Here is a 25,464-nt window from a genome sequence, read left to right as displayed (position 1 = left end):
TTCACCCCCAATAAGAATCATACGTTTATATAATCTGCATACCACTTAATAATAGGTTGTCCAAAAAAATAAGCTGTTATCGCACCCATCACAATAAAAGGCCCGAATGGTACAGGCTCTCCACGTTTAACTTTTCCACTTAGCAGCAAGCATACTCCGACGATCGACCCATACAAGCTAGCGAACATTAAAGTTAGCAAAATATTTTGCCAGCCTAACGCCAGGCCTAACACCGCAAATAGCTTTATATCGCCGCCGCCCATGCCGCCACGACTTATGACCGCAATCAATAGCAATAAACCGAATCCTAGCACACTGCCAACAAAAGGACTATACCACGGGTCCAACGGGATAATGATCCTAGCAATTAGAAATAACGGAGCAAAAAACAACAGAACTTTATCTGGAATGATCATATAATGAATGTCAGAAATAAAAATGATCATTAGCAAGGACATTAATAGCAGGGCAACTATTAGCTCTGGTGTCCAACCGATCAGAATCGCAGACAACACAAATAAACAACTCGTCATAATTTCAAAAACTGGATATATCCACGAAATTTTCATACCGCAGCTTTTACATTTTCCTTTTTGTAATATAAAAGAAAAAACAGGAATCAGCTCCGTGGCTGTTAGTTCATGTTGACAGTTTGGACAATGAGAGCGTGGTTTGATGATCGACAATTTTTGCGGCACCCGCAAACCAACAACATTATAAAATGATCCTAATACAAGGCCAACAATTCCTATATAGATAAGTAAAATAAAATTCATAGGTATCATTCCAAGTTAATATTTGGGTAGAACAACATCTTCCGTATCAAGTGTATCAATCGGCACCATTGTTTGTATAGACTTTTCTCCTACTAGCGTTGGATTTGTGATTGTATTTATGATCGAAGTTTGTTTTTGATCAACTGCTGTTAAATAAATTTGATATATTACCTGATCCTTAACTTTAATTACTCTTATGTATGAGTGATCACCGTACACTTGATCAAGCGATGTTATCGAATCAAAAGATTCCGAATCCAAACCACCTTGAATATAGTTCGATTGAATTAGTGTTGTTAATGAAATATCTGTATAGTATAAAGAATGCTCATTATAGTAATCATCCCTACTAAAAGAAGGCTGTTCTCTAACAAGGTAGATGGGCATTACACGAGTGATCGCATCTACGTTGAAAAGATGGGAATGCTTTTCAGAAATTTCGATGGCACGCGCTAATAAAATATTTCCCACAACAAACGAAATTCCAATAATCGCAATCACCGCAAATGTTTCTGTTAAGGGATATTTTTGGCGATTAGGATCAAGGGAAAAAATATTTAGAATCATGTTGTGGGAACCTCCTTTTGGTGTAGATGTGGAAAACCGCATCAACGGGGTTGATGCGGTGGTCAATTCAAATTTATCCTGTTACATCAGTGCGATCAAGATCAGCTGCTTTAACACCAGTACCATCCGATCCAATATCATGGTTTGCTCCATCTAGCCATACTGAATATTCTATAATTCCAGTGGCATTTTTTTGTACATAAACTTCCCCAGCAGTATATGATCCTGTACCGGTTGGATCTTTAGGAGCAGATTCTAGATAGCCCTGACTAACTAAATCAGTCATTTGTAACTCTGTGGCAGTAGTTGTAATATTAATTCCTTCAGATGCAACCTTCAATCTTGCTGCCTCAATTAGTTGTCTTGCATTAGCAACATGTGCATCCTTTTTACTATTGTCAATTATATTCCCAATACTCGGCACAGCAATCGCTGCAATAATTCCCAAAATAACGATTACTGCAAGTAATTCAACTAATGTAAAACCTTTGTTATTCTTAAGCAGCTGTTTCATTTTTTTAATCATTTCTTCTCTCCTATTCCATCATTTGTTTGTTTTGGCTATTTTCTCTTTTTATAGCCAATTTATTTGAAAATCTGTGGTGTATTTTTGGGAAAATAAAAAGGCCAATAATATTTATCTCTATAAATAAAACTGGCCGGTTGCACTAGTAGCTCCAAATCGTCCAAGTGCCCATTTACGAACGATTCTTCATTGCTTCCAATATAATACTTTCGAACTAAATCTATTATATAAAGAATTGTTTAGATTATCTATAGAAATTTATTTCTTTAATGTGAAATTTTTGTTAAGCCTATTGAATTTGCTCGAAAATGGAAAACATTGGGATCGCAATTGCTGCTACAATACCACCGACGACAACAGACAAAAATACAATCATTAACGGCTCAATTAGCGATTTAATTTGGTCTGTTGCATGATCAACCTCTGTTTCATAAAAATCAGCAACCTTATCAAGCATCACGTCTAAAGAACCTGTTTTTTCGCCAACAGCCAACATTTGCGTAACAAGCGGTGGGAATATCCAATGCTTTTCCATTGGACCTACCATTGATTGGCCTGTTTCTAACGCGTTTCTTGATTCCTTAAGCACTTTCACGACTACTTCGTTGCCAACAATTCTTTCAACAATGGCAACAGATTGGAGAATAGGAACAGAAGTCGCAAATAAAGATGCCATTGTTCGTGTCATCCTTGCTAACGCTGCTTTTTGTAGTAGTTTACCGAAGATCGGTATTTTTATAAGTGCATAATCAATGTAATATTTTGTTTTTGGATTACGTTGCAATGTGGTAAATCCAAAGTAAGCTGCAACAACCAATAAAATAAAAACCCACCAAAGGGATTTGAAGTAATTCCCAGCATTCACAACAAGTCTTGTAATGAGCGGCAGCTCTGATCCAAATGACTGAAACATGCTAGCAAATGTTGGCACTACTGCTGCTAACAAAAATATGACGACAACAGCGGCAATTCCCCCGACAACAATGGGATAGGCCATCGCTGACTTAACTTTGGCTCTCGTATTATGCTGCTTTTCATAATAAACAGCGAGACGGTCTAAAATTTCATCCATATTACCGCCTGCTTCTCCCGCCCGGATCATATTGATAAATAGCGACGGAAACACTTTGCGATGCTTTTCAGCAACATCTGAAAAGGGATTACCTGCGCGCAAACCTTCTTCTACATCTACTAAAGCTGCATTTAAGACTTTGCTGTTTGTTTGCTGTGATAGTATATTTGTTGCATCAACAACAGAAATCCCTGCTTTTAATAAAGTTGAAAACTGGCGAATATAAATGACAAAATCCTGTAATTTTACACGACCTTCAAATAATTTAATTTCTTTATATAAAATGCTAGTTAGTTCCTCAATTGAAGTTACCGCTATTCCTTGTTCACGGAGCTGTTGAACTGTCTCCTTTTGCGAATCGCCTTTGATTCGCCCTTGAACTACTTTTCCTGTTTTATTGCGACCTTTGTAGCGAAAGTAAGCCATTCTATAAAGCTCCTTCCTGCAAATAAGGAGCGGCCATTTCTTTAGTAATATATTTGTGTTCTACTAGATCTTTAATTGACATCTCCAAAGTATGCATTCCGGCTGCTTTGCTAGTTTGCATGACGCTCGGTATTTGATGAATTTTTTCATTGCGAATTAAATTTTTAATAGCTGCTGTATTCACTAATATTTCAGTAGCTGCTTTCCGCCCTTTTTTGTCTGCAGTTTGGAAAAGGCGCTGTGAAATAATTGCGGCCAATACTGATGCTAGTTGGATGCGCACTTGGGCATGCTGATTAGGCGGAAATACATCAATAATTCGATCAATAGTTGCTGGTGCACTCGTTGTATGTAAGGTTCCTAGCACTAAATGCCCTGTTTCTGCTGCCGTAATAGCTGTTGAAATCGTTTCTAAGTCTCGCATTTCCCCTACTAAAATCACATCTGGATCTTGCCGCAAACATGCACGTAATCCATTTGCAAAATTTTGCGTGTCAAAACCTACTTCCCTTTGATCAATAATACAATAGCGGTGCTTATGTAAATATTCAATTGGATCTTCTAGCGTGATGATATGTCTGCGCATGTTTTTGTTCATATAATCAATCATAGCTGCCAATGTGGTTGACTTACCACTACCAGTTGGGCCAGTCACTAGTAACAGACCTTGGGGCTTTTTGGCAATGTCCTTTAGAACTTCCGGCATTTGTAATTGCTCAAGCGTTGGAATTTGCGTCGGAACCGTCCGGATCGCCATGCTTATGCAGCCTCTTTGATGGTATGTGTTTACACGAAAACGAGATACGCCCTGAAGACCATATGAGAAGTCAAGCTCGCCTTTATCTTTAAATTGCTGCCATTGACTATCTGAAATAATTGATTGAGCCATACCTTCACTATCAGCTGGTTTAATAATATCTTTTCCATATTGTTTTAATTCACCATGAATTCGAAACACAGGTGGTACACCAACTGTTATATGAACATCTGAGGCACCTAGCTCAAATGCTGCTCGAAGCAATTGATCTAATCGTTCTTTCATTCCCCTCACCCTCCTTTAATCCTCTACAGCTACACGCAATACTTCCTCAGTCGTGGTCAACCCTTGTTTTGCTTTTAATAATCCATCATCAAGTAAAAAAATCATTCCAGCTTGCATAGCATGGTCACGAATTTTTGAAATCGGAGCATTGTTCATCATTAAACCACGGATTTCGTCATCAATAACAAGCACTTCTTGAATCGCCATACGGCCACGATATCCTGTATCTCTACAGCTACCACAGCCACGACCGCGATATAGTTTTTCTACATACAGCCCTCTTTTATTGAACATTTGTTTTTCCATTTCCGTAGGTGCATAGGGTTCTTTGCAGTCTGTACAAACTTTTCTTAATAACCGTTGCGCAACAATTCCCGATAGGGACGAAACTACTAAATAGGGCTCAACATCCATATCAATTAAGCGCGGAATCGTTGCAATCGCGCTATTTGTATGTAGTGTGCTTAAGACTAGATGCCCTGTCAAAGACGCTCTAATCGCAATTTCTGCTGTTTCCGTATCGCGAATTTCTCCAACCATAATGATATTAGGATCTTGACGTAATATAGAACGTAAGCCTGCTGCAAACGTTAAACCAACATTAGCGTTGACCTGAACTTGATTAATACCCTCAATTTGATATTCCACTGGATCTTCAACTGTAATGATGTTCACTTCATCTGAATTTAAATAATTTAAAGCTGCATATAAAGTTGAAGATTTCCCAGAGCCGGTTGGTCCTGTAATTAGAATAATCCCTGATGGTTGCTCAATCAGTTTTATAAAGCGCTTGTAGTTGATTTTATTAAATCCTAGTTCAGATAGCTTATTAAGAACACTGCCTAAATCCAAAATCCGGATCACAACTTTTTCTCCATATACTGTAGGCAGCGTTGAAATTCGCAGATCAATCGGTGTCATGCTTAAGTTAACTTTTATTCGACCATCCTGTGGCAACCTTGATTCGGTAATATTTAAATTGGCCATAATCTTAATCCGCGCAATTAGCTGCGCCTGTATATTTTTAGATAGTGTTCGCTCAGTTTTTAACACACCATCGACCCGGTACCGAATAGCCACCGTTGTTTCGTGTGGATCAATATGAATATCGCTGGCCTTAAGCTGGATGCCATGAAGAAGGATTTGGTTTACAAGATTGATAGTCGAATCATCGACATCTCCACCAGCTCCACCTTCACCAATCTTTATATCATCTTTAGTCGCTTGGATGTTATAATGTTTATTAATTGCTTGGAGGATATCATCTTTGGTCGCAATCGCTGGAGAGATTTGAAATCCCGTTGCCATCCGCAAATCGTCAATGGCATAATAATCCATCGGGTCATTCATAGCAACAAATAGTTGATTTCCTTCCTTACGAAGTGGAATTAATAACTTACGACGTGCTAAATCTTTAGAAACAAGATTCATTAAGCTAGAATCAATTGGATAGCGATATAAACTAATGTGTGGAATACCTAATTGGAATTCTAACACTTCGATTAGCTGATGCTCGGTAATATATCCTTTATCCACTAGGGCATCGCCAAGCTTTTGTCCATTCTTTTTCGTTTTCAATGTATCTTGTAATTGTTCGTCTGAAATAATTCCCGCTTCAACTAATAAATCGCCGAGCCGCTTTCTTTTCGTTGACACCAAAAGCCCTCCCTATCAAAAGGATTAAAATAAATCATCTTCAAGTTGCTTAAACAATGCCTTACGTTTGTTAATAATGTCCCTGTTCTCTTCGTTTAATTCGACTTTCTCACCTGCTTTTAACTCTGTTTTTTCGTTTATTACATCTGCCTTTGTTTCAGATTTTGTATGTAAATCTTTAATAGTATCTGTTTCTAAATCCTCTTGTTTGTCGATGTCGCCCAGATCAGTAAGTAATTTTTCGTATTGACTAGGATTTACCTTTGCTGGCAATTCTTCTACATCAGGCTCTGGTTGTATTTCGATATCATGTAATAGATATTCAACCGCCAAATCTTGCTTAGGGTATTTGTTGACTTCACTTTCATTAATAAGGTGCTCCTCAGTTACTATTTCGTCGAGAAGTTCATTATCATCACTTTCAGCTACTTGATTATCATTCATTTCATTATTTTCGATGTTTATAGGCAGTTCAATAACCTCGGCATTAACAATTTTTTGATTATAATCTTCAAAAAGAGATTCCATATTTTCGTCTATATCTATATTAATAACTGAATTATAAAAGCTAGAACTTGTTTCTTGTTCTTCAATTATATCGTTCTCCATTTCCTCGTCTAGTATAGATTTCGATTCAGGTTTCAGCTTACTATCCGGAATATCTTCATTGCTCTTTTCGATTTCGTTTTCTTGTTTTGTTAATAAACTCAAATCTACTAAGTCAGAATTAGACATCGCATTGTCTTTTTCTACCATTATGCTATCTTCTTTTTCAAATTCTTCTTGTGCAGGGATCCATTCTGATAATTGTGTACTGTCTAAATGCATTTTGTCCTCATCCACTATAGAATCAGCTACTGTTCGTTCTGTTTCCTCCTGTATGGATGATGACTTTTGAACATCCTCATTAACTGCAATTACTTTGTCCGATTCTGCCTTTGTCAATGAATTTATGTAATCATCGATCCTACTTTGATTTATTGAAGATATATCTATATCGTTGACCAATTCTTTATCTATCGTTTGGTTGTGATTTGTTTCGATTATGTCTTCAACCTCAGGTTGATCAAGCTCTAATATATAATTTCCAAATAGAATAGTCAGTAATACTAACAACACAATCATTGTAATAGCAGCTAATGAAATACTATAAATACTTGTCATAAGGTTAAATAATAATGCAACAAACAAAGAAACCCCGACAATCATAAGTAAGTTCTGTTTCGTCACTTTTATCGGTAAAAACAGTAATATAACAAGTACTATTGATGCTCCGATTATAGTAGCGATTAGTTGTAGCATCCTCACACCTTCTTTATTAACAAAATATATATAAAAAGCGAATCCTTGCAGCGGATTCGCCATATAATTACTACCTTATTATGATATCAAACATTTTAATAAGCAAGTACATTAAAATTAGGAGCCTTTTTGAATTTCATCAGGTGAACCCCACATTTTTTTATCATCCTGATCTGGAGAACTAGGTTCAGGTTGCTCTCCTTGTTTCGGAAAAGGTGGTATTTGTTGATTATCCAGTGAAGGCTCTGGTTGTTCATATAAATCTTGCTCATCATTTATGATATTTGTATTCTCTTGCATATCATCTATATTCCCTGGGAGCATTTCACCAGTCAGCGGTACTTGTACAATTGAATGAACTGGTGGATAGTAATCCTCCGAAATCAAATTAGATTCGAGTAATGCTCCATTTTGATCAAGCTTATTACGATAAACTTCAACTTGCTCGCCATCTCTTCCCTCATTTAAGGTTCTTGACTGACCATATTCTAACGTAGCAGTATATTGTAGCACAGTTTTAGGTTTGAAAGTTTGATGATTACTAAGAATAACCTCATATTTCTCACCTGTTGAAATCCCTTCAATAGCTACAATAAAACTTGAATCAATTAACTCGAATATTAATTTTACATCTGAAGGGATAGTATTCGTAAAAGCTAAGTCAAATTTCGCAGGTTTAACAACCGCATCAAACCCAAGAGTACTATACGATGGAAGTGCTCTGCTCATATGTCTTTCTTTTATATCGAAACCAGCAAGAAGGGCTGCTTCATAAAGACCATTAGCCACTATGTTCATTGCCTCTAACCGCTGGTTTGAAAGTTGCTCACCAGGTATAACAGATAATAACGAAAATGATTCCAATGCATTAACGTTAATTGGATTATGATCTTTAATCCAATCAGCTAAGTATTTTTGTAATTGGTTATCAAAGTTAGTAATGGTACTTTTAGATAATAGTTTTGGTACTTGATCATCAGAGTTCTGCTCGATATATGTTAATAAATCAAATTGGAAAACACCTGGTTTTAAATGAGTAACAGTATTAGTTATTTCACTTTTTAAAGACTCATATTGAACGGAATTAGACAATGAAGGATCCATACTACGAATCTGCTCTTGTAGTATATCTTCTCTAACAGTCGCCAATAACGGCGATGTTTGACCATCAACCGCAGTATCAACACTAGTCTTTATATCAAATTGAATAAATGTAGGTTCCATTTGTACACTTTGGTCATAAAATTTCAGTTCAAACGTGCTCGAAACTTTCCATGTTTCAACCGTATCGAGTACTTTGGCCATTGCTTCTGCTGAAGTTAATCCTGCAATATCTACCGAACCAATAAAAGTGCCTTTTGAAAATCCTGATGTTTCCGTAAAGACAGATTGATATACTCGTGCCCCAAGATTAGAAAAAATAATCATAAATAACGTACACAATGTCATCAGAAAAAATAACTTCGCATTAAACCGGTGATTCACAACTGATTGCCCCCTTATTCACCATCTACGTTCATAGATAGCTCGACAACTACACTAGGGCCTTCCTCCTGCACTCTAATAATCTCTTCTTCAGATAAAACCGTTCCATTTGCAACTAATAAAACTCCACTTTTATCATAGATATCTTTAGTTACGGTCTTACCCATTAATAATTCTATTTGTTTCGCTTTAATTGCTTGTACTTCTGTTGAAGTATTTGGACGATCTGCTTTTACGTCAGTATCTAGAATAGACTCTTCTTTTACCTCATCTAAAATCGACTCGATGGCTGACGCTGTCATATGTGATGAATCCTCGAGTTCATTTAACCGATTGCTAGGAATAACTTCATCAATGACAGATGATGGCTCATGACCTAAGTCTTCAATTGAAGACAGGAAAGAACTTTGTGCATCTTCCTTTACAATGATGATATCTTTTCCATATGTTAGTACACATTCTGATGGTAAAGCAACCTCGCTATTAGACAGCTTTAACATTGCACCTAAAATATTCCCATTATCTTCATCAATATAAAATTCAGATACTTCTCCAATTAACTGGCCTTTACGAGTCATAACCTTTGTACCGTTAATTTTAATCTTTTTATTTAATAATTGATTAGCGATTGGAATTTCATTTAAATCAATAATTGCATTTTCACTTTCAACTGTAACTGCATATTCGCCAATACCAACTACCTTTTTAAAAGGTATGGCTTTTACACTTACTTGCCAGTCCTCATGTTCAATTGTTAAAAAATCTATAGAACCCTTATCTGGATTAATTACTAATGATTTTACTAAACCAACCTGTTGACCATCAGAAATACTAATGATCGGTAAACCTAATATTTCAATACTTTTTTTCATTGTATTCACCACACCTGTTCCTTTGAATTCACGGTTCGACATATCTTTTTCTATTTTAACACGATTTGACAGAAAGAAAATAAAAATCTGTTACATAATATCTTGACAATATTTATCATAAAGGAAAAGAATCTCTTCCATAAGGATCGGATAGTTATCAAACCGGTCTATTAAGTCAGTTAATAATTTAGACAATAAATGATATTTTTCTTCTTCAATATAATGCTCAATAAGTAAGTGTGCAAATGTATAATAATCCTGTTGCGGTAAATCAGGATGTAAATGCCCTAGAATCATCTGTTCATATTCTGCACCTGACATAAGCGTACGCGATAAGTGTATTTGAGATACCATCGTATGAAACATCTGTTGTTGAAGCTTTGTCTTCGTTACATTTTTTGGTTTATGTTCATTTAATGTTTCAGTTGATTCAACATGTTCAGCTTTGATTGAATCACTAGAATCCATTTTATCCTGTTGTTCAACAATAGGTTCTAATTCATGATGCTGAACAGTTTGCATATCGTTCTCCAATGATTGATCTGTTTCTTCATCTACAGTTTCTTCTAGCTTATCATCACTTATCTGAACATTATTAATAGTCTCTTCAACATTTGTCTCAATTTCGTCTGTGTTGTTCTGCTCATAGATTTCATCATGTTCAGATCTGCTGTACTGTAAAGATTGAGGTTGTAATAACTGGTGTTCAACTTCTGCAGCTCCACATATTTCGCTGCTATCTGCTTGATTCATTTTTTCTTCTGCACTATGACTAAGTTCTTTTAGAATGGAGTTATTTAGATTATGTTGTTCAGTTTTACCATCTAAAGTATTTTCGTCTAGCTCAACAAATCCGTCTGAATCGCTATCATCAATTAACTCTAGGTCACTTTCATTTATATGAATTTCAATGCTGTCTGTATCAATTAGCTGCTCATCTCTCAAAGATTCATCATCTTCAAAATTCATAATCTCAGGAAGCTCCTCCTCTAGTGGGTCTAGCGTTTCACTTTCATCATCAGCGCCAACTACATTGCTTTCTTCGAATTGCATATTTCTATCATATTCAGAGTTAACTGTCTCTACTACTTCTTCTTCAATCTCTTCATAGATAGACTCTTGGCTTAACAGAGATTTTTCAACAGTGTCTACATTTTGGTCAGTCAAGAAAGCATATTCATCGCTAACACCAATTCCTTGCGTTGTCTCTTCATTATCTTTTGTATCAATGATTTCAGTTTCTTGGTCTTCTTGGACAAAAATAGATGACTCTTCATAGTCCTCAGTTTCTACTAATTCTTCTTTATGATTATGATGCAAACTATGAGACAAACCGTATTCTGTAGACTCAGCGATAAATTCTTTATGTTTTACATCAATTTCGATTACTGCCTCAATTTCTTCAGCTTGCACCTGTTGCTCTTGATTTAAACTTTGCTCTTCAACGCTTTCTAATACTGCATTATTTTCTAGCTCATGTTGATCCGAGTTACCATCAGAATGTAGTACTTCAACTTCATATACTTGGTTTTCTTGTAATCCTTCAATACTTAAAGTATCATCCTGTATCTCGAGCTCAGACCTATTTTCTACTTCAACCAAGTCTAAGCTTTGAGTTTCATGTTTTTCATCAACTACTTCTTCTGTAGCCTCTATAATTGACTCCTCATCAGAGCTGATAGTTTCTAGTAGTTTCTCCCCCTGATTACTTTCAGAATCAATTTGAGATTCGCTATCACTATCCTCATGCACGCTCTCGTTCGTTAAAAATTGTTCAGAATGGTTAACACCATTTACAACATCATTTTGATTCCCCATGATAGTCGAATTCATTTCATCTAAATATATAGCTTGAACTTCATCTTCAGTGGAATGTGTGTTATCAAATAGCGGCCCGGTTACTTTTTCGTCATGCCCCTTATCATTATTAACAATTGTGTCTTCTGAAAAAACTGGAACTTTGCTATCAATACTAACCGTTTCATTTATAAGTGATTGCCCTTTGGTTTCATCAATTGAATTCAAAACAGGCATGTCATTAACATGTTCTGAATTCGAATAATCTTCATTGTTCTTCACATTTGACTCAATGTGAATCTGCTCTTGTTTATGTTCCATAGCATCTGGGTTTATGTATGAATGATCAGCATCCTTATTATCGTTAGTATGGTCTGAATAAATCATTATATTTCGCAACTTTTTTTCAGTAAAATATGTAACAATAAGTGCAAGTCCAAATAACATAATTAGTGTCTGCCACAATTCGTAATACATGTTAGCAATTAACCCTACAGTCGCTAACAAAAATGACACACCAATAATAATCAATTTACCCTTTGCATTGAATCCAAGTGGCACAATATATAAAATCGGGACTAATAGCAACATTGTAAAAAAGGAAAATATAAATATCTTCATGTTCTCACCTTCTTTCAAAGAATGTGTAGAATCGACAATAAATGCGACACTTTTCGACTCTCCGTTATTGTATAATAAAGTGAACCTTTTTAAAAGACGATTATTTATAAGTCCTACTGCTAAGGATGGTGTTAATTTGAATTTACGTTATAAAAATGAAAAGGGACTTACATTAATTGAAATATTAGCAGCACTTCTAATTTTATCTATTGTTATCACTGTTTTTATTGGTTTTTTCACAAATGCTTTTAGATTTAATTCTATTACGTCAAATAATATTAAAGCAGTAAACATCCTTCGAGAAAAACAAGCTACAATTAGAGAAATGCCAATCATGAAAGATTTAGTAGAAGATATCATGGTTAATGGAGTTGATTCAGCACCAGGAGCCTATTACCCTTTAGGAGCAGTCACACAAACTACAATTAACAGTGAAATCCATTATAGGGTTGAAATCCTCGATTCAGAATATGCAATTTTAATGTTTATAAAAAGGAATCCTGATTATTACGATACCACAATGGAGCATCAACTATTTAGACTTTATTTTCAAATATTCGAAGATACAAAACTGCTATCAGATACCTATGCATATTACGAATACATTAAATAATAATTGAAGTTAAGGAAGGATTGGACTAATGAAGGATACGCTAACTAAACAAACAGGCATTACTTTAATAGAGTTGTTAGCGGCTCTAGCTATTTTATCTGTATTAATTAGCTTGACTTTCGGAGTATTGATCAACGGTATTAATTATTCCAAAACTGCTGAAACGAATGTACTATTACAACAAGATGCAAATTATATTTTTAGCTTTTTAACAACACAGCATGAAACACAATCATCCTATACCATCCAATTTGACCAAAATCCAAATGCAAGTACCATTACTGTTTTAAATGCTAGTGGTGATAGTACTGTTCTTTCTAGTCCTAACCATGAATATAGCCTGTATACTAGTAGCTCTATCCCACTTCCTAACAACACTATAATCACACCTTCATCACAAAATTTCTTTATAAAACTAGTGATAACGGATAAGAAAAAACCTAATCTTCAATTTGAACTACAAACTACGTTATCAAGAATGTAGGTGAAATATTTATGAAACTAAAAGAAGAAAAAGGAATAGCGCTCGTAATGGTTTTAGTGATGATAACAGTATTCACTATCCTTGGAATTACTGTAGCTGGAGCTGCTATTAATAATATGAAACAAATTTCTACTTCAGAAAAAAGCATACAAATTACTGATATTGCTGAAATGGGATTCACACATTATATAACCCAATTTACAGATCGTTATAACGCGGAAATGGAAACCATTAAAAATAATATTCGCACACAGATTATCGCAGACTTTGAAGCGGGTAATTTAAACAGTCAAGAGCACTATGAAAATAACGTTGCAATAGAGTTATATAATAGCCTTTCTAATTCAGATCTTATTAAGTTAGATGGTACATCAGTTTTTGACTTGACCGTGAATTCGGATCCAAATGATGGCCGAAATTTCTCAATCTTTATAACACAATTTGATTGCACAACCTGTTACAACGATCCAACTTTATTTGATGGAGATGGTGAAATTATTACCATTAACTTTAAGAGTGAAGGCAAAATGGGAACAGACCACAAAAGTATCGGTGCAACGATAAATTTAAAGATTGGTAAAATAAATATCCAAGCTGGCGGAGATGGCGGGGGTGGAGATGGTGGCGGTGGGGATGGTGGTTCTACCGATAATCCTTTTGAACACCTAGTAGATCCTCCTCCAGAACCAGTAACGACAGGAACATGTCCTGGTTCAAATTCATCATTAAGCGATGGCTGTGAATATAACGGCTCGATCACATTAAACGCAAATGGTCCTTCACCATCAATCGTTAACCAAGATGTAAAAATTACCGGGGATTTTATTTCTGAAAAAAACATCGACGGAATTGAAGGCTCTAATCTCTATATTGGGGGTGGAGTTAGCTTTGGACAGCCAATTAAAGGGATTAAAGATTCATATATATATGTAGGTGGCGATACAGATCTAGCTGTAGGCTCAACCTTTAGTAATATAAATCAAGGTGGAATTCAGTCTTCGACCATCTATATTGCACAAGGTTCCATCCAATTTACACAACCGATCGAAATAAATGGATCCAAGCTTTATTTAGGTGATGGCACCAATTTAAAAAATATTAATAACCTAACGAATAGCTTATTGGTGGTTAATAGTGATGCTAATTTTAATTCTCCGATCAATACGTTTTATAATTCTAAAATATATATTAACGGAGATGCTTCGTTTCATAATATCAATGGATTTGCAAATAATTCTCTTATTTGTGTTCGTGGAACAATAACAGGTCATCCTGGCTCCCAATATAATGTTTATTCATCTACACTAAATTCCACAGAGTATAGCGAATACTGTCCATCAGGTGAAATTGACTATGAAGATATTTTTCTAGAGTGGGATATGGAAAACACTGATATAAGCTATCAATATGATTAGAAAAATGAAGGAGATCAAAGCTTAACAAATGATCTCCTACTTTTTTTGTTTCATATTTTTATTTGAAATGGTTAATTACCCTTTCTCTCACAACCGCTAAAAAGTAAATTGAACCTGTTATAACCAACACTTCATCATCCTTTACATCCTTTTTCACTTCCACTAATGCCTGTTCCCATGACTCATAGAATTGCTTATTAGTAGTTGTAGCTATGTCATACAACACCTTTGCCTTGGTTGCTCGCGGAAAGTCAAAGGTTGTAAATGTGATGCTGTCGGCGATCACTTCAAGCTGTTGTATCATTTCTTTTAACGATTTGTCGCCTAGTGCGGAAAATAATAGTTTTATTTTCTTATCAAAATAATACTTCTGCAATGTTTTGCATAAGGATTCGATTCCCTCAGGATTATGAGCACCATCCAAAATAATGATTGGATTCTTCGATATCATTTCAAAGCGGCCTTTATTAGTTGTCCTTTTTAATCCCTTGCGAATATCCTCTTCTTCTAGTGCAAATGAACAGTTCTGACTTAGATAATCTGCAGCCATTAAAGCTAAGCTAGCATTTGAATATTGATGCTCACCTTTTAAACTTATTTCTAAATCCGATATTCTTGAAAAAGGAGACTTAAATGAGAATGTCTCGTGCTCGCTCAAATTTTCTAACATTTCAAAATTAAAATCACGATGTAGTAGATACAGCTCTGCTTCATGTTCGACCGCAGTGTGCGAAATGATTTCTATCGCAGAAAGTTGCTCAACACCCGAAATCACAGGTACGCCCTGTTTTATGATACCCGCTTTTTCTGTTGTAATTTCTTCAATCGTATCGCCAAGGATGTTCATATGATCATGGCCAATATTTGTGATAATTGAAAGCAATGGTATGACTACATTTGTTGAGTCCAACCTTCCCCCTAGTCCCGTTTCTACAAGAGCTATGTCAACTTCATTTCTTCGGAAATAATTAAACGCAAGAGCAGTTAAAATCTCGAAAGGAGTTGGATCCGTTCCGGCATTTCTAAGTTTATCAACACTTGGTTTTAAGATATTAACTTCTTCTAAAAAATCTGAATCTGAAATTTGTTTGTTCCCAATCATGATTTGTTCATTAATTTTTTCTATAAAAGGAGATGTAAACGCCCCAACCTTATAACCAGCAGTATTTAAGATACTTTTTAAAAACTTTAATGTCGAGCCTTTTCCATTCGTACCACTAATATGAACTAATTTTAACTCTTGATGTGGCTGCCCTAACTCCTCTAGTAATTGTTGAATTTGTTCTAATCCAAAAATCATTTTACCTTGTGCAGCTGAATGAACATACTCAACAGCTGCGTTATATGTATTAATCATTTTTCCACCTCATAACCTTCTATCTTGTTATTTCTCCAACTGTTCAAGTACCTTTTACTAGTTTAAAATATAAAAGAAGATCTAAACTTGTACTGCTAGTAAAAGGAAGTAAATTTAATGAACTTAATTAATAAAAAACAATTAAACTTTTCTAAAAATGCTTTAAAAGAACGAATTGACCTTTTTATTCATTTAGAACAACGCAAATTTTTCGGGAAATCTCATTATCGCTCAGGTACTGGCCCTGTGCTAATTGCCTTTAACCCGGCTGTCAAATCTACATTTATGTTAGCTTACATTTTGCACGACTATTTCAATTTAAGTATGGTTGGCCTAAAACGTAACAGCTGTGAAGTAGACTTTCAGCAGATGCTTACAACCATTGCTGACAAGTACAATAAACGAATTATAATTACTGTTAGCGATGTTAGTGATGAACAAAACGATGTTGAACTTCAACTACTAAGCTCTTCTCCTAAGCATTCAGCAATTCTTGATTACATCTCGATGTGCTTTAAGGACTATGACATTCCAAACGTTGACTGTTCACACCATGATTCACCGCACCAACCAATTATTTTAAATATTGGCGTTCATTCAAGACTGCGAGACATAACTAACACACAATCCTTATTTATCAATCTATTATGCAGTTTAGCTGCAACAGCAAATTTATTATGCCGATTCGATTTTAATAACGAACAGCCTTTACATGCATTTAGTATATCATCAAAAAATATAAGTAGTATTTTTCCACATCACCGTGTTGAGCTAGCTGAAAAAAGCCTTGATTATTTAAATTTAACTGAAAATGACTATGTCACTATCTATAATTTTAAGAATGGTCTTTCACGTCGTTGTATGATAAAAATAAATAACAATTTAGAAGACTATGAAATCATAATCGGCAAATCTACAAGCAGCAAACTCAATATAAAAAGCACCAAGCCTAGCCAACTTATTATTCAAAAGCATCCTGTTGTAGAAATTCATCATTACTCAACTCAAAGTGTTGATATTTTAAAGCATGGTAAAATCATTGTCTCTGAAGATATTTATAATAGGATTGACAAAACTAGTCATACATTTGAAATTATGAATACAGTAACCGGCTCTTCTTTTGATTTTAGTAAAACACAACTAGAAGTAAATAAAAATTTAAAAGCTGGAACCGTACAGCTAAGCTATTTACAGCGAGAATTTTTAAATTATGAACTTCCACCAGATCAGCTATCAAGCTATTACTATCAACGTTTTACTAATAATAGTAATCTTACCGAGACCGAACGACAATTTCTAATTCATCATTATCAAAATGAAAAAGTAATAAGTAAGCTTGAATATGAAGATCGACTTAAAATGAAAAATATATTAAAAAAAGCCGGTTATATTTCAATCTCTATTTATCCATTAAAAGAATATAGCTATGAGATAAACAAAGACTATTTAGAACGACTCAAAAATGTATGGTTATCGAAATTTATAGGTGATGCTTCCTTAAATTTAAAAGTAATTCGTCCCTATTCCACTGACGAAGCAAGCAATGCTATACGAATGTCTCCTTCTGCACTGAAACTATTAGGAGTACAGGAAGCAGATACCGTTATTTTAAGACACCGCTCAAAAGCGATCAAAGCACGTGTATTGGAAATGGATTCGATCGACTTAATTAGGGAAACAAATATAATGACATCTGAAAGCAACATGAATATTTCGATTGGCATTCCTGCGCATATCCGCGGTAAGCTGGGTCTCAAGTTTATCAATAAGGTTATTAAAGTTGAACGAGATACGAATTATTTATTTAAAAAAAATCTAAATTTGCAATTTATCCCGATTATAGCAGTACTTTTAACAGCTTTCACCTTAAATATCGATCCAGTTCTTCGGACAATACTTTGTGTCGGACTCATACCGCTTTCTATTTATTTAGTGCTTTCAAAAGTTCGTGAGGAAATATCAAATGATTAACGAGGACAATCTATGGATATAACAATAAACCAAATTCAGTACATGGAACAAAAATTTATTAAAGAAGCGTTTGACCATATACCTTTTATAATTGAAAAAGGTACTCACCCAATTATGCTATCTGCCCCACATAGCGTACCACAGCTTAGAAAAGGTAAACCAAAAATGGGAGAATTTTTAACAGGGGTGCTTGTGCAGCTCATTCATCAACAAACGAATTGTTTTGCCGCTTATAAAACAAAAAACATGCAAGATGATGCGAATTTTGATGAATCCAATCCATACAAGGATGCACTTGTTCACTGTATTCAGAACGAACAAATTAATTTCCTAATAGATGTACATATTATGAGTTCAAAAAGACCTGCTTCAATTGAAATCGGAACAGGCAAAGGAAAAAACATCGCCAAGGGTGATCTTTCCATTGAAGAATTAACTAAGGTGTTCCAGCAATATGATATACAGCCTGTTATAGTAGATCAACTGTTCACTGCAGGTAATCCTAATACAGTTTCCTCAACAGTTGCGAGGTTATGTGGCATAAGCTGCATACAAATCGAAATAAATTGGGAGCTATTAAATCTTGAAAATGGTGAAAAAAACTTTTTAAACGTACTTAACAGTTTACAGAACATAGTCAATCTTTTAATTACGAAGGGAACTGCTCTAAATGACTAATATGGTTTGCTGGATTATTTACAATGGAAATTTAACTTCTGGAAAATTCCTCGACTTTGGTACATGGGTAGACCGTGTTGCACAATCACGTGGAATACATACCGAAATTATAAAAAATAATGAACTAATTATTACAATCGAAGATAATAAACCGACAATAAAAGGACCTTATGCCGATCATCGTCCTGACTTTGTTATTTTTGGCGATAAAGATATTCACCTAGCACGACACTTAGAACAAATGAACATTAAAGTGTACAACAGCTCAGATTCTATTGAAATATGTGATAATAAAGCATTAACATATCAAAAGTTAATGGACCACGGTATATCGATGCCAAAAACAATTATCGCACCGAAAATATTTGATGGCCTAAACGTTGTCGACTTTAGCCCCTATAACTATATAGCTGAGGAAATAGGCTTTCCACTTGTTATTAAAGAGGTATTCGGTTCATTTGGGCAACAAGTTTATCTTATCCATGATTATGAAGAGCTGTTGCAAAAAGTGAAAGAGCTAGGTAGCATTCCGTTTGTATTTCAGGAATTAATCAAATCAAGCTATGGTAAGGATATACGTTTAAATGTCGTCGGAGACCGAGTTGTCACCGCTATGCTGCGTACGTCTGATAATGATTTCAGAGCAAATGTGAGTAATGGCGGAGTAATGCAGCCATATAATCCTACCCAAACTGAAATAGATTTAGCAATCAAATGTTCACAAATAATTGGCACTGATTTTGCAGGCATCGATCTTTTATTTGGTGAAGATGATCAGCCAATTGTATGCGAAGTAAATTCTAACGCACATATTCGCAATATTTACGATTGCACCGGCGTCGATGTTGCAGAGTTTATGATTGATTATATTTTAAATGACTTAAAGTATTAATGTTATTCGAAAGGAGAAAAGGTCAAGGTACCCTTTCAAATAGAGTATTTTGGCATTAAAAGTGCTATGAAAAAAACCGGTTGGCTAATTTATTATAAAAATGATGCAAAACGCAACCATGCTTTTATAGACTGGATGATTACAGAAGCTGATAGTCTTGGAGTCACACTGAAACTGCTTTTAAGAGAGGATTTAGTAATTGGGATTCGTGCTAATCAACCAATTATTTATTACCATGGTAAAACTATTGACCATCCAGAATTCGCAATTGTACGTGCTATTAATCCTCGCTTAAATAAACAGCTCGAACAGTTAGGAATTGCAGTATTTAATAATTCAGTAGTCGCAGAGATTTGTAATAACAAAGCAAAAACACATCAATACTTTTTAGAATATAGCATCCCGATGGTTGATACCCTCTTTTTTGAGCCAGGAGCATTTGAATTATCAAAGGTTCCATTTGAATTTCCGTATATCTTGAAAGAAGTAAAGGGCCGCGGCGGGCAACAGGTGTATTGGATTAACAATGCAGCTGACCTTCAACCACACAACTTTTTAATTCAACATCACGAAATTATTATTCAAAAACCGGCTCCAGTGTTAGGTAAAGATTTGCGAGTGTTTGTCATTGGTAGTGAAATTGTTGGTGCTGTCTTAAGACATTCAGAAACACATTTTAAAGCTAATTTTACGTTAGGAGGAGATGCAACCTTATATTCGCTTTCTAACGAGGAAATGGTGTTAGTTCAAACTATTATCTCTAAATTAGACTTCGGCTTTGTAGGGATTGACTTTTTATTTGACCAAGATGGAAAGCTGCTGCTAAATGAAATTGAAGATGTAGTTGGCAGTCGGACGTTAAGCCATGTTTCATCTATTAATGTTGTTAGGCTGTATTTGGAGTTTATTTTAAAGAATATTTAATAAAACCGGGCAATATTTGCTCGGTTTTTTCTATTTCCTATCGGGAACTTGTGCATCTTTTCTATGATGAATGGTATCTGCCTGTTTATTACAGGTATATACGGCGATTTTAGCATTCTTCGCAGCGTGCATTTCAGCAGTTCTTAATATATCTGCCACTTTTTCATTATATCTGCCACTTTCGTATCGATATCGTCCACTTTTGAGATATATCTGCAACTAATAACAGTTCTCATTAATATGTTGCCTTCTTCTACTGAATCTGAGCAATTTGAAGAGTGCCTACCAGCATCCTAAACACCATACATTACTCTTTATATAAAAATATCTTCCAATTTTAAAATATATCTGCAACTAATAACGTTTCTCATTTATACGCTCAAAATTACGATAAATTTCACCACAAAACACGAAGAAGGCTGCCCCTATTCGGACAGCCTTCCCTATAACTTATAGATTTTGCAATTCTTTAATTCTTGTTTCAACCGTTGCACGTTTTTCAAGGTAGTCTTGTTCTTTTTTACGTTCTTCTTCGACGACTTGTGCCGGTGCTTTAGCCGTGAATTTTTCGTTGTTCAATTTCTTTTGAACGCGGTCTACTTCAGCATTTAACTTTTCTAATTCTTTTTGGAGACGAGCGATCTCTTCTTCCATATTAATTAGCCCTTCGAGTGGTAAAGACAACTCTGCGCCCGTTACAACGGCTGTCATTGCTTTTTCATCGCCATTAATTTCAGTTGCAATCGTTAATTCACTTGGATTACAGAAACGCTGTATATAATGGCGATTCTTTTCAAGTTTAGCTTGAATATCATCATTTTTAGCTTTAATACGAAGTTTAATTTGCTTACTCATTGGTGTATTCACTTCAGCACGAATATTACGTACAGAGCGAATTATATCTACTAGTAAACGCATTTCTTCAGCTGCATCTTGGTCCGTAAATTCAGGACGTACTACAGGCCAGCTTGTAACTGTAATCGATTCGCCTTGATGCGGCAATGCTTGCCAAATTTCTTCTGTAATAAACGGCATGAAAGGATGTAATAAACGCATAGTGTTATCGAGTACATACGCAAGAACAGAGCGAGTAGTTTTCTTAGCAGCCTCATCTTCACCATAAAGCGGAAGTTTCGCCATTTCGATATACCAGTCACATACATCATCCCAAATAAAGTTATAAAGCACACGACCCACTTCACCAAATTCATACTTGTCAGCCATTTTTGTAACTGAATCAATCGTTTCATTCAGACGAGTAAGAATCCATTTATCGGCCACAGACTTTTCACCGCTTAGATCTAATTCATCATATGTCATACCATTCATGTTCATTAGCGCGAAACGGGACGCATTCCATATTTTATTAGCAAAGTTCCACGTTGATTCAACCTTTTCCCAGACAAAACGTAAATCTTGACCAGGAGAGCTCCCTGTTGATAGGAAGTAACGTAATGAGTCTGCACCATACTTTTCAATCACATCCATTGGGTCCACACCATTGCCAAGTGATTTACTCATTTTACGTCCTTCAGCATCACGAACAAGACCATGAATCAATACATCTTTAAATGGGCGTTGTTCTGTAAATTCAAGGCCTTGGAAAATCATGCGAGATACCCAGAAGAAAATAATATCATAGCCTGTTACTAATGCATCTGTTGGATAGTAACGTTTAAAGTCTTCAGCGTCTACATCCGGCCAGCCCATTGTTGAGAACGGCCATAGCGCAGAGCTAAACCAAGTATCAAGAACATCTTGATCTTGCTCCCAATTTTCCTCATCAGCAGGTGCCTCATGACCTACATACACCTCGCCTGTTTCTTTATGATACCAAGCAGGAATACGGTGGCCCCACCAAAGCTGACGAGAAATACACCAATCACGAATGTTCTCTAGCCAGTGTAGATACGTTTTTTCAAAGCGCTCTGGAACAAAGTTAACTTTTTCTTCAGCTTTTTGCAGTTCAATTGCTGCATCAGCTAATGGTTGCATATTAACAAACCATTGTGTGGATAGATACGGCTCAACAACAGCACCGCTGCGTTCTGAATGACCAACTGAATGCATATGCTCTTCAATTTTAAACAGCACACCTTGCTCTTGAAGATCTTTAACAATTTGCTTGCGACAAGCAAAGCGGTCTAAACCTTGATATTCGTCAGCATTTTCATTCATTGTGCCGTCTTCATTCATAACTAGTACACGCTCTAGATTATGACGGTTACCCAATTCAAAATCGTTAGGATCATGCGCAGGCGTAATCTTTACAGCACCAGATCCAAATTCCATGTCTACATAATCATCCGCAACAATTGGAATTTCACGACCAACGATTGGTAACTTAACTGTTTTTCCAATTAAATGCTTATAACGCTCATCTTCTGGATGTACCGCAACCGCTGTATCCCCAAGCATGGTTTCTGGACGTGTTGTGGCAACCTCAATTGAACCTGATCCATCTGTTAATGGATAGTTCATATGATAAAAGGCACCTTGAACATCTTTATAAATAACCTCAATGTCAGATAGCGCTGTTTTTGTTTGCGGATCCCAGTTAATAATATATTCACCGCGATAGATTAATCCTTTTTCGTAAAGCTTTACAAAAACCTCACGCACAGCCTTTGATAGCCCTTCATCTAATGTAAAACGTTCACGACTATAATCTAAACCTAAGCCAAGCTTTGACCATTGCTTGCGAATAAACTCTGCATACTCATGCTTCCATTCCCAAGACTTTTCTAGGAATTTCTCACGACCTAAATCATAACGTGATACACCTTCCTCACGCAGTTTCGCTTCAACTTTGGCTTGGGTCGCGATACCTGCATGGTCCATTCCCGGCAGCCATAATACATCATAGCCCTGCATTCTTTTCATACGTGTTAATATATCTTGGAGCGTTGTATCCCATGCATGTCCTAAATGCAATTTACCAGTTACGTTCGGCGGTGGAATAACAATTGTATAAGGTTGTTTTGTTTCATCATTTTTAGCTTCAAAAAATTTTCCATCTAGCCACCATTGATAACGATTTTCTTCAACGGCTTTTGGATCATATTTCGTTGATAAGTTAATTTCTTGATTACTCATAATTTCCTCCTCGTTGACCTTTTTGGGCATTAAAAAAAACTCCTTTATCCATAAAAGGACGAAAGAAGTTTGATTTCGCGGTACCACCTTTTTTTATAGGAAATTCCACACCTATTTTCGCTTTTTTTCCTAAACCTAAAATCCAGCAAAAAAAGTAAATGTAGCAAAGCACAATTACACAACGATTAATTTTCAATAATCGTACGATGCAATCTTGCTTTCTTCTATTCCTATACACTCAAACAGATAACGGACTGTTCCGGTTTTTCCTACTAAAAACTTGTTCAGAAAAACAGCTCAAGGGCGACCTTCCAACGGGACGTTCCTAAGAAACTTTTCAGCTCGTAGTTCCTCTCTCTAAAGGCTTTCTCGTCGTACTCTTCCCTATCAATGCTTTTTACTCTTAATAATAATCACACTTAAATTATGTACTACAATAGTTTACCTATACAAACATAAAATCGTCAATAGTATCGACATATTTTCAAAAATTTAATCATAAAAATAGAAGAAATAAGAAATACAAGCACCTGTTGTTAGTTATTACCATACATTTAATAATAGCCCTTAATCCTAAAAAGGGAGGTGTTCTACTTTGAGCCGTTTTTACAGATTTCGTTTACCTCCATGGTGTAGAACCTGTTTGTTGGTTATAGAACAGTGTCTCCTACCACTCGTTGTTTTTCAAACCATCCGTACATTATTATTACCAACAACGTTTGACGTCATATTACTTTCAATACTTATCCTACTATATATTGCTTTTTATTTACATTGGATATAAAAAATCCCCACTTAGAATGATCCTAAGTGGGATTTTCATTATCTTGATTTTTAGCCTGCTCAATTGCTTGACTTAACTGATAAACAAATGATGACCCCATTTGAACCTGCCAAATTGCACGCTGCAGCGCAACCACTTGGGCTTGTTCTGATTTTGTCGGACTAGATTGATAGCGGACGATATGCTTATGAACTTTTTTCGTTGATGATAAATAATAAAATAATAGTTGTTGTTCATCTTCGGTCAATTTATGAAACCTATTATAATGAAAATATAAATTGTGTGCATTCGATAACGGCTGCGGAAAGCTATTAAACATTTTTCTGAAAAAGGTTAACAAATCATAAATAGGTGATGCACTGTATGTTCGTTCAAAGTTAGTAAGATAGCTCTGACCATTTTCATCATATAAAACATGACTTGGAGCAAGATTGCCGTGGCAAATCACAAACCGGTCTGTTTTCTTTTCCTTAGCTAATTCATACCAATCCTCTAATTGTCTAAGCGCCCCCTCTTCCATGTTCATCAACTGAATGAAATAGGTGCAATATAACAACTCAAAAGGTGACATATATACATGTTGTTCACATCTATCAATAAATTTTTCGTAATCTAATTTTCTTTTTTCAATTTCATATTTTGACTTCTCATAAAAGTTTTGAATATGCTCTTGCTTAATTTTTTCTTTAATTGTAGTCAAAGTATGAATACGAGCAATTTCTTTTAATAAATCCTCATGTATTTCACCTATACTCGAACGAGCTGATTCAATCCAGGGCATTAGGTAATAGTCATAACCGTTTCTATTTAATAATAATTCTCCCTGCTTTGTGGGATAAATCGGCACCACCTGCCGATATCCCTTTTCATTTAATACTTTAAATGTATTATTAAAATAATAGCGTTGTTCATCTGTTAGCTTGGTTTGCTTTAATGCAAATGTTCCTTGGTTAGCAAATACTTTTTTTATTTTCCCATAATCCTCAACATAATGGGGATCAATTTGATAAGGTGTTAATAGTTTATTATATGGATCCAATCCTTGCATTGTTGGATCACCTCACTAATATAAATTAACTTTTGATTCCGATTTGGAATAACTAACTTT

General features: G+C 35.4%; 20 protein-coding genes, 1 riboswitch and 1 other annotated feature. Of the genes, 7 read left to right on the top strand and 13 right to left on the bottom strand.

Going from position 1 to position 25,464, the window contains the following annotated elements:
- Positions 1–17: 17 nt before the first annotated feature.
- The 10 genes from C1724_RS03815 to C1724_RS03770 all read right to left on the bottom strand — a co-directional run bounded on the left by C1724_RS03815 (position 18) and on the right by C1724_RS03770 (position 12,142).
- Positions 18–776: a prepilin peptidase gene (locus tag C1724_RS03815; protein ID WP_102345400.1), complete on the bottom strand. Its 759-nt coding sequence runs from the start codon at positions 774–776 to the stop codon at positions 18–20.
- A 15-nt stretch (positions 777–791) separates the two neighbouring features.
- Complete coding sequence (locus C1724_RS03810) at positions 792–1,343, bottom strand: hypothetical protein (protein ID WP_102345399.1); 552 nt, start codon at positions 1,341–1,343, stop codon at positions 792–794.
- Between the two features lie 73 nt (positions 1,344–1,416).
- Positions 1,417–1,869 (bottom strand): type II secretion system protein, encoded by a 453-nt coding sequence (locus C1724_RS03805; protein ID WP_258000273.1) that lies wholly within the window; start codon positions 1,867–1,869, stop codon positions 1,417–1,419.
- Positions 1,870–1,991: 122 nt separating this feature from the next.
- A riboswitch (cyclic di-GMP riboswitch) is annotated at positions 1,992–2,075 on the bottom strand.
- An 83-nt stretch (positions 2,076–2,158) separates the two neighbouring features.
- A complete protein-coding gene (locus C1724_RS03800; RefSeq protein WP_102345398.1) occupies positions 2,159–3,367 on the bottom strand; it encodes a type II secretion system F family protein in 1,209 nt (402 codons plus the stop codon).
- A 1-nt stretch (position 3,368) separates the two neighbouring features.
- Entirely contained in the window at positions 3,369–4,409 is a 1,041-nt protein-coding gene (locus tag C1724_RS03795; protein WP_102345397.1) for a type IV pilus twitching motility protein PilT, read from the bottom strand.
- 15 nt (positions 4,410–4,424) lie between these two features.
- Positions 4,425–6,065: a GspE/PulE family protein gene (locus C1724_RS03790; RefSeq protein ID WP_374703418.1), complete on the bottom strand. Its 1,641-nt coding sequence runs from the start codon at positions 6,063–6,065 to the stop codon at positions 4,425–4,427.
- 24 nt (positions 6,066–6,089) lie between these two features.
- A complete protein-coding gene (locus C1724_RS03785; protein ID WP_180994112.1) occupies positions 6,090–7,367 on the bottom strand; it encodes a hypothetical protein in 1,278 nt (425 codons plus the stop codon).
- 117 nt (positions 7,368–7,484) lie between these two features.
- The gene (locus tag C1724_RS03780; RefSeq protein ID WP_102345394.1) at positions 7,485–8,852 is read right to left on the bottom strand and encodes a VanW family protein; all 1,368 of its coding nucleotides are present in this window, start codon (positions 8,850–8,852) and stop codon (positions 7,485–7,487) included.
- 14 nt (positions 8,853–8,866) lie between these two features.
- Positions 8,867–9,724: a PRC-barrel domain-containing protein gene (locus C1724_RS03775; protein ID WP_102345393.1), complete on the bottom strand. Its 858-nt coding sequence runs from the start codon at positions 9,722–9,724 to the stop codon at positions 8,867–8,869.
- Between the two features lie 90 nt (positions 9,725–9,814).
- The gene (locus tag C1724_RS03770; RefSeq protein ID WP_180994111.1) at positions 9,815–12,142 is read right to left on the bottom strand and encodes a hypothetical protein; all 2,328 of its coding nucleotides are present in this window, start codon (positions 12,140–12,142) and stop codon (positions 9,815–9,817) included.
- Positions 12,143–12,278: 136 nt separating this feature from the next.
- On the opposite strand from C1724_RS03770, the gene C1724_RS25420 reads away from it, so the two are divergent.
- From C1724_RS25420 to C1724_RS03755, 3 genes are read left to right on the top strand one after another with little or no spacing between them, the layout of a single operon-like run.
- Positions 12,279–12,755 (top strand): type IV pilus modification PilV family protein, encoded by a 477-nt coding sequence (locus C1724_RS25420; protein ID WP_180994110.1) that lies wholly within the window; start codon positions 12,279–12,281, stop codon positions 12,753–12,755.
- Positions 12,756–12,783: 28 nt separating this feature from the next.
- Positions 12,784–13,239, top strand: a complete 456-nt coding sequence (locus tag C1724_RS03760; protein ID WP_102345390.1) for a PulJ/GspJ family protein — start codon at positions 12,784–12,786, stop codon at positions 13,237–13,239.
- Positions 13,240–13,250: 11 nt separating this feature from the next.
- Positions 13,251–14,654, top strand: coding sequence for a pilus assembly PilX N-terminal domain-containing protein (locus C1724_RS03755; protein WP_102345389.1), 1,404 nt, complete (start codon positions 13,251–13,253; stop codon positions 14,652–14,654).
- A 58-nt stretch (positions 14,655–14,712) separates the two neighbouring features.
- Here the strand turns inward: C1724_RS03755 and C1724_RS03750 are convergent, their stop codons facing one another.
- Positions 14,713–16,011, bottom strand: coding sequence for a bifunctional folylpolyglutamate synthase/dihydrofolate synthase (locus C1724_RS03750; protein ID WP_102345388.1), 1,299 nt, complete (start codon positions 16,009–16,011; stop codon positions 14,713–14,715).
- A gap of 117 nt (positions 16,012–16,128) precedes the next feature.
- Here C1724_RS03750 and C1724_RS03745 point away from each other — a divergent pair, with 117 nt between their 5' ends.
- From C1724_RS03745 to C1724_RS03730, 4 genes are all read left to right on the top strand, one after another.
- Entirely contained in the window at positions 16,129–17,982 is a 1,854-nt protein-coding gene (locus C1724_RS03745; protein WP_102345387.1) for a hypothetical protein, read from the top strand.
- Positions 17,983–17,994: 12 nt separating this feature from the next.
- Complete coding sequence (locus C1724_RS03740; RefSeq protein ID WP_102345386.1) at positions 17,995–18,660, top strand: hypothetical protein; 666 nt, start codon at positions 17,995–17,997, stop codon at positions 18,658–18,660.
- Positions 18,653–19,552: an ATP-grasp domain-containing protein gene (locus tag C1724_RS03735; RefSeq protein WP_102345385.1), complete on the top strand. Its 900-nt coding sequence runs from the start codon at positions 18,653–18,655 to the stop codon at positions 19,550–19,552. Before C1724_RS03740 ends, C1724_RS03735 begins: the two co-directional genes overlap by 8 nt.
- A gap of 66 nt (positions 19,553–19,618) precedes the next feature.
- Positions 19,619–20,476, top strand: coding sequence for an ATP-grasp domain-containing protein (locus C1724_RS03730; RefSeq protein ID WP_102345384.1), 858 nt, complete (start codon positions 19,619–19,621; stop codon positions 20,474–20,476).
- A gap of 450 nt (positions 20,477–20,926) precedes the next feature.
- On the opposite strand, the gene C1724_RS03720 is transcribed toward C1724_RS03730, so the two are convergent.
- Positions 20,927–23,572, bottom strand: a complete 2,646-nt coding sequence (locus tag C1724_RS03720; RefSeq protein ID WP_102345382.1) for a valine--tRNA ligase — start codon at positions 23,570–23,572, stop codon at positions 20,927–20,929.
- 51 nt (positions 23,573–23,623) lie between these two features.
- Positions 23,624–23,972 (bottom strand) — a binding site (T-box leader).
- A gap of 406 nt (positions 23,973–24,378) precedes the next feature.
- The gene (gene ysxE, locus C1724_RS03705; RefSeq protein WP_102345379.1) at positions 24,379–25,404 is read right to left on the bottom strand and encodes a spore coat protein YsxE; all 1,026 of its coding nucleotides are present in this window, start codon (positions 25,402–25,404) and stop codon (positions 24,379–24,381) included.
- Between the last annotated feature and the right edge of the window lie 60 nt (positions 25,405–25,464).

The sequence above is a fragment of the Bacillus sp. Marseille-P3661 genome, from assembly GCF_900240995.1.
GTDB lineage: Bacteria > Bacillota > Bacilli > Bacillales > Bacillaceae_J > OESV01.
Note: the sequence above shows the minus strand (reverse complement) of the source record. Positions and strands in the feature narration are given on the sequence as shown.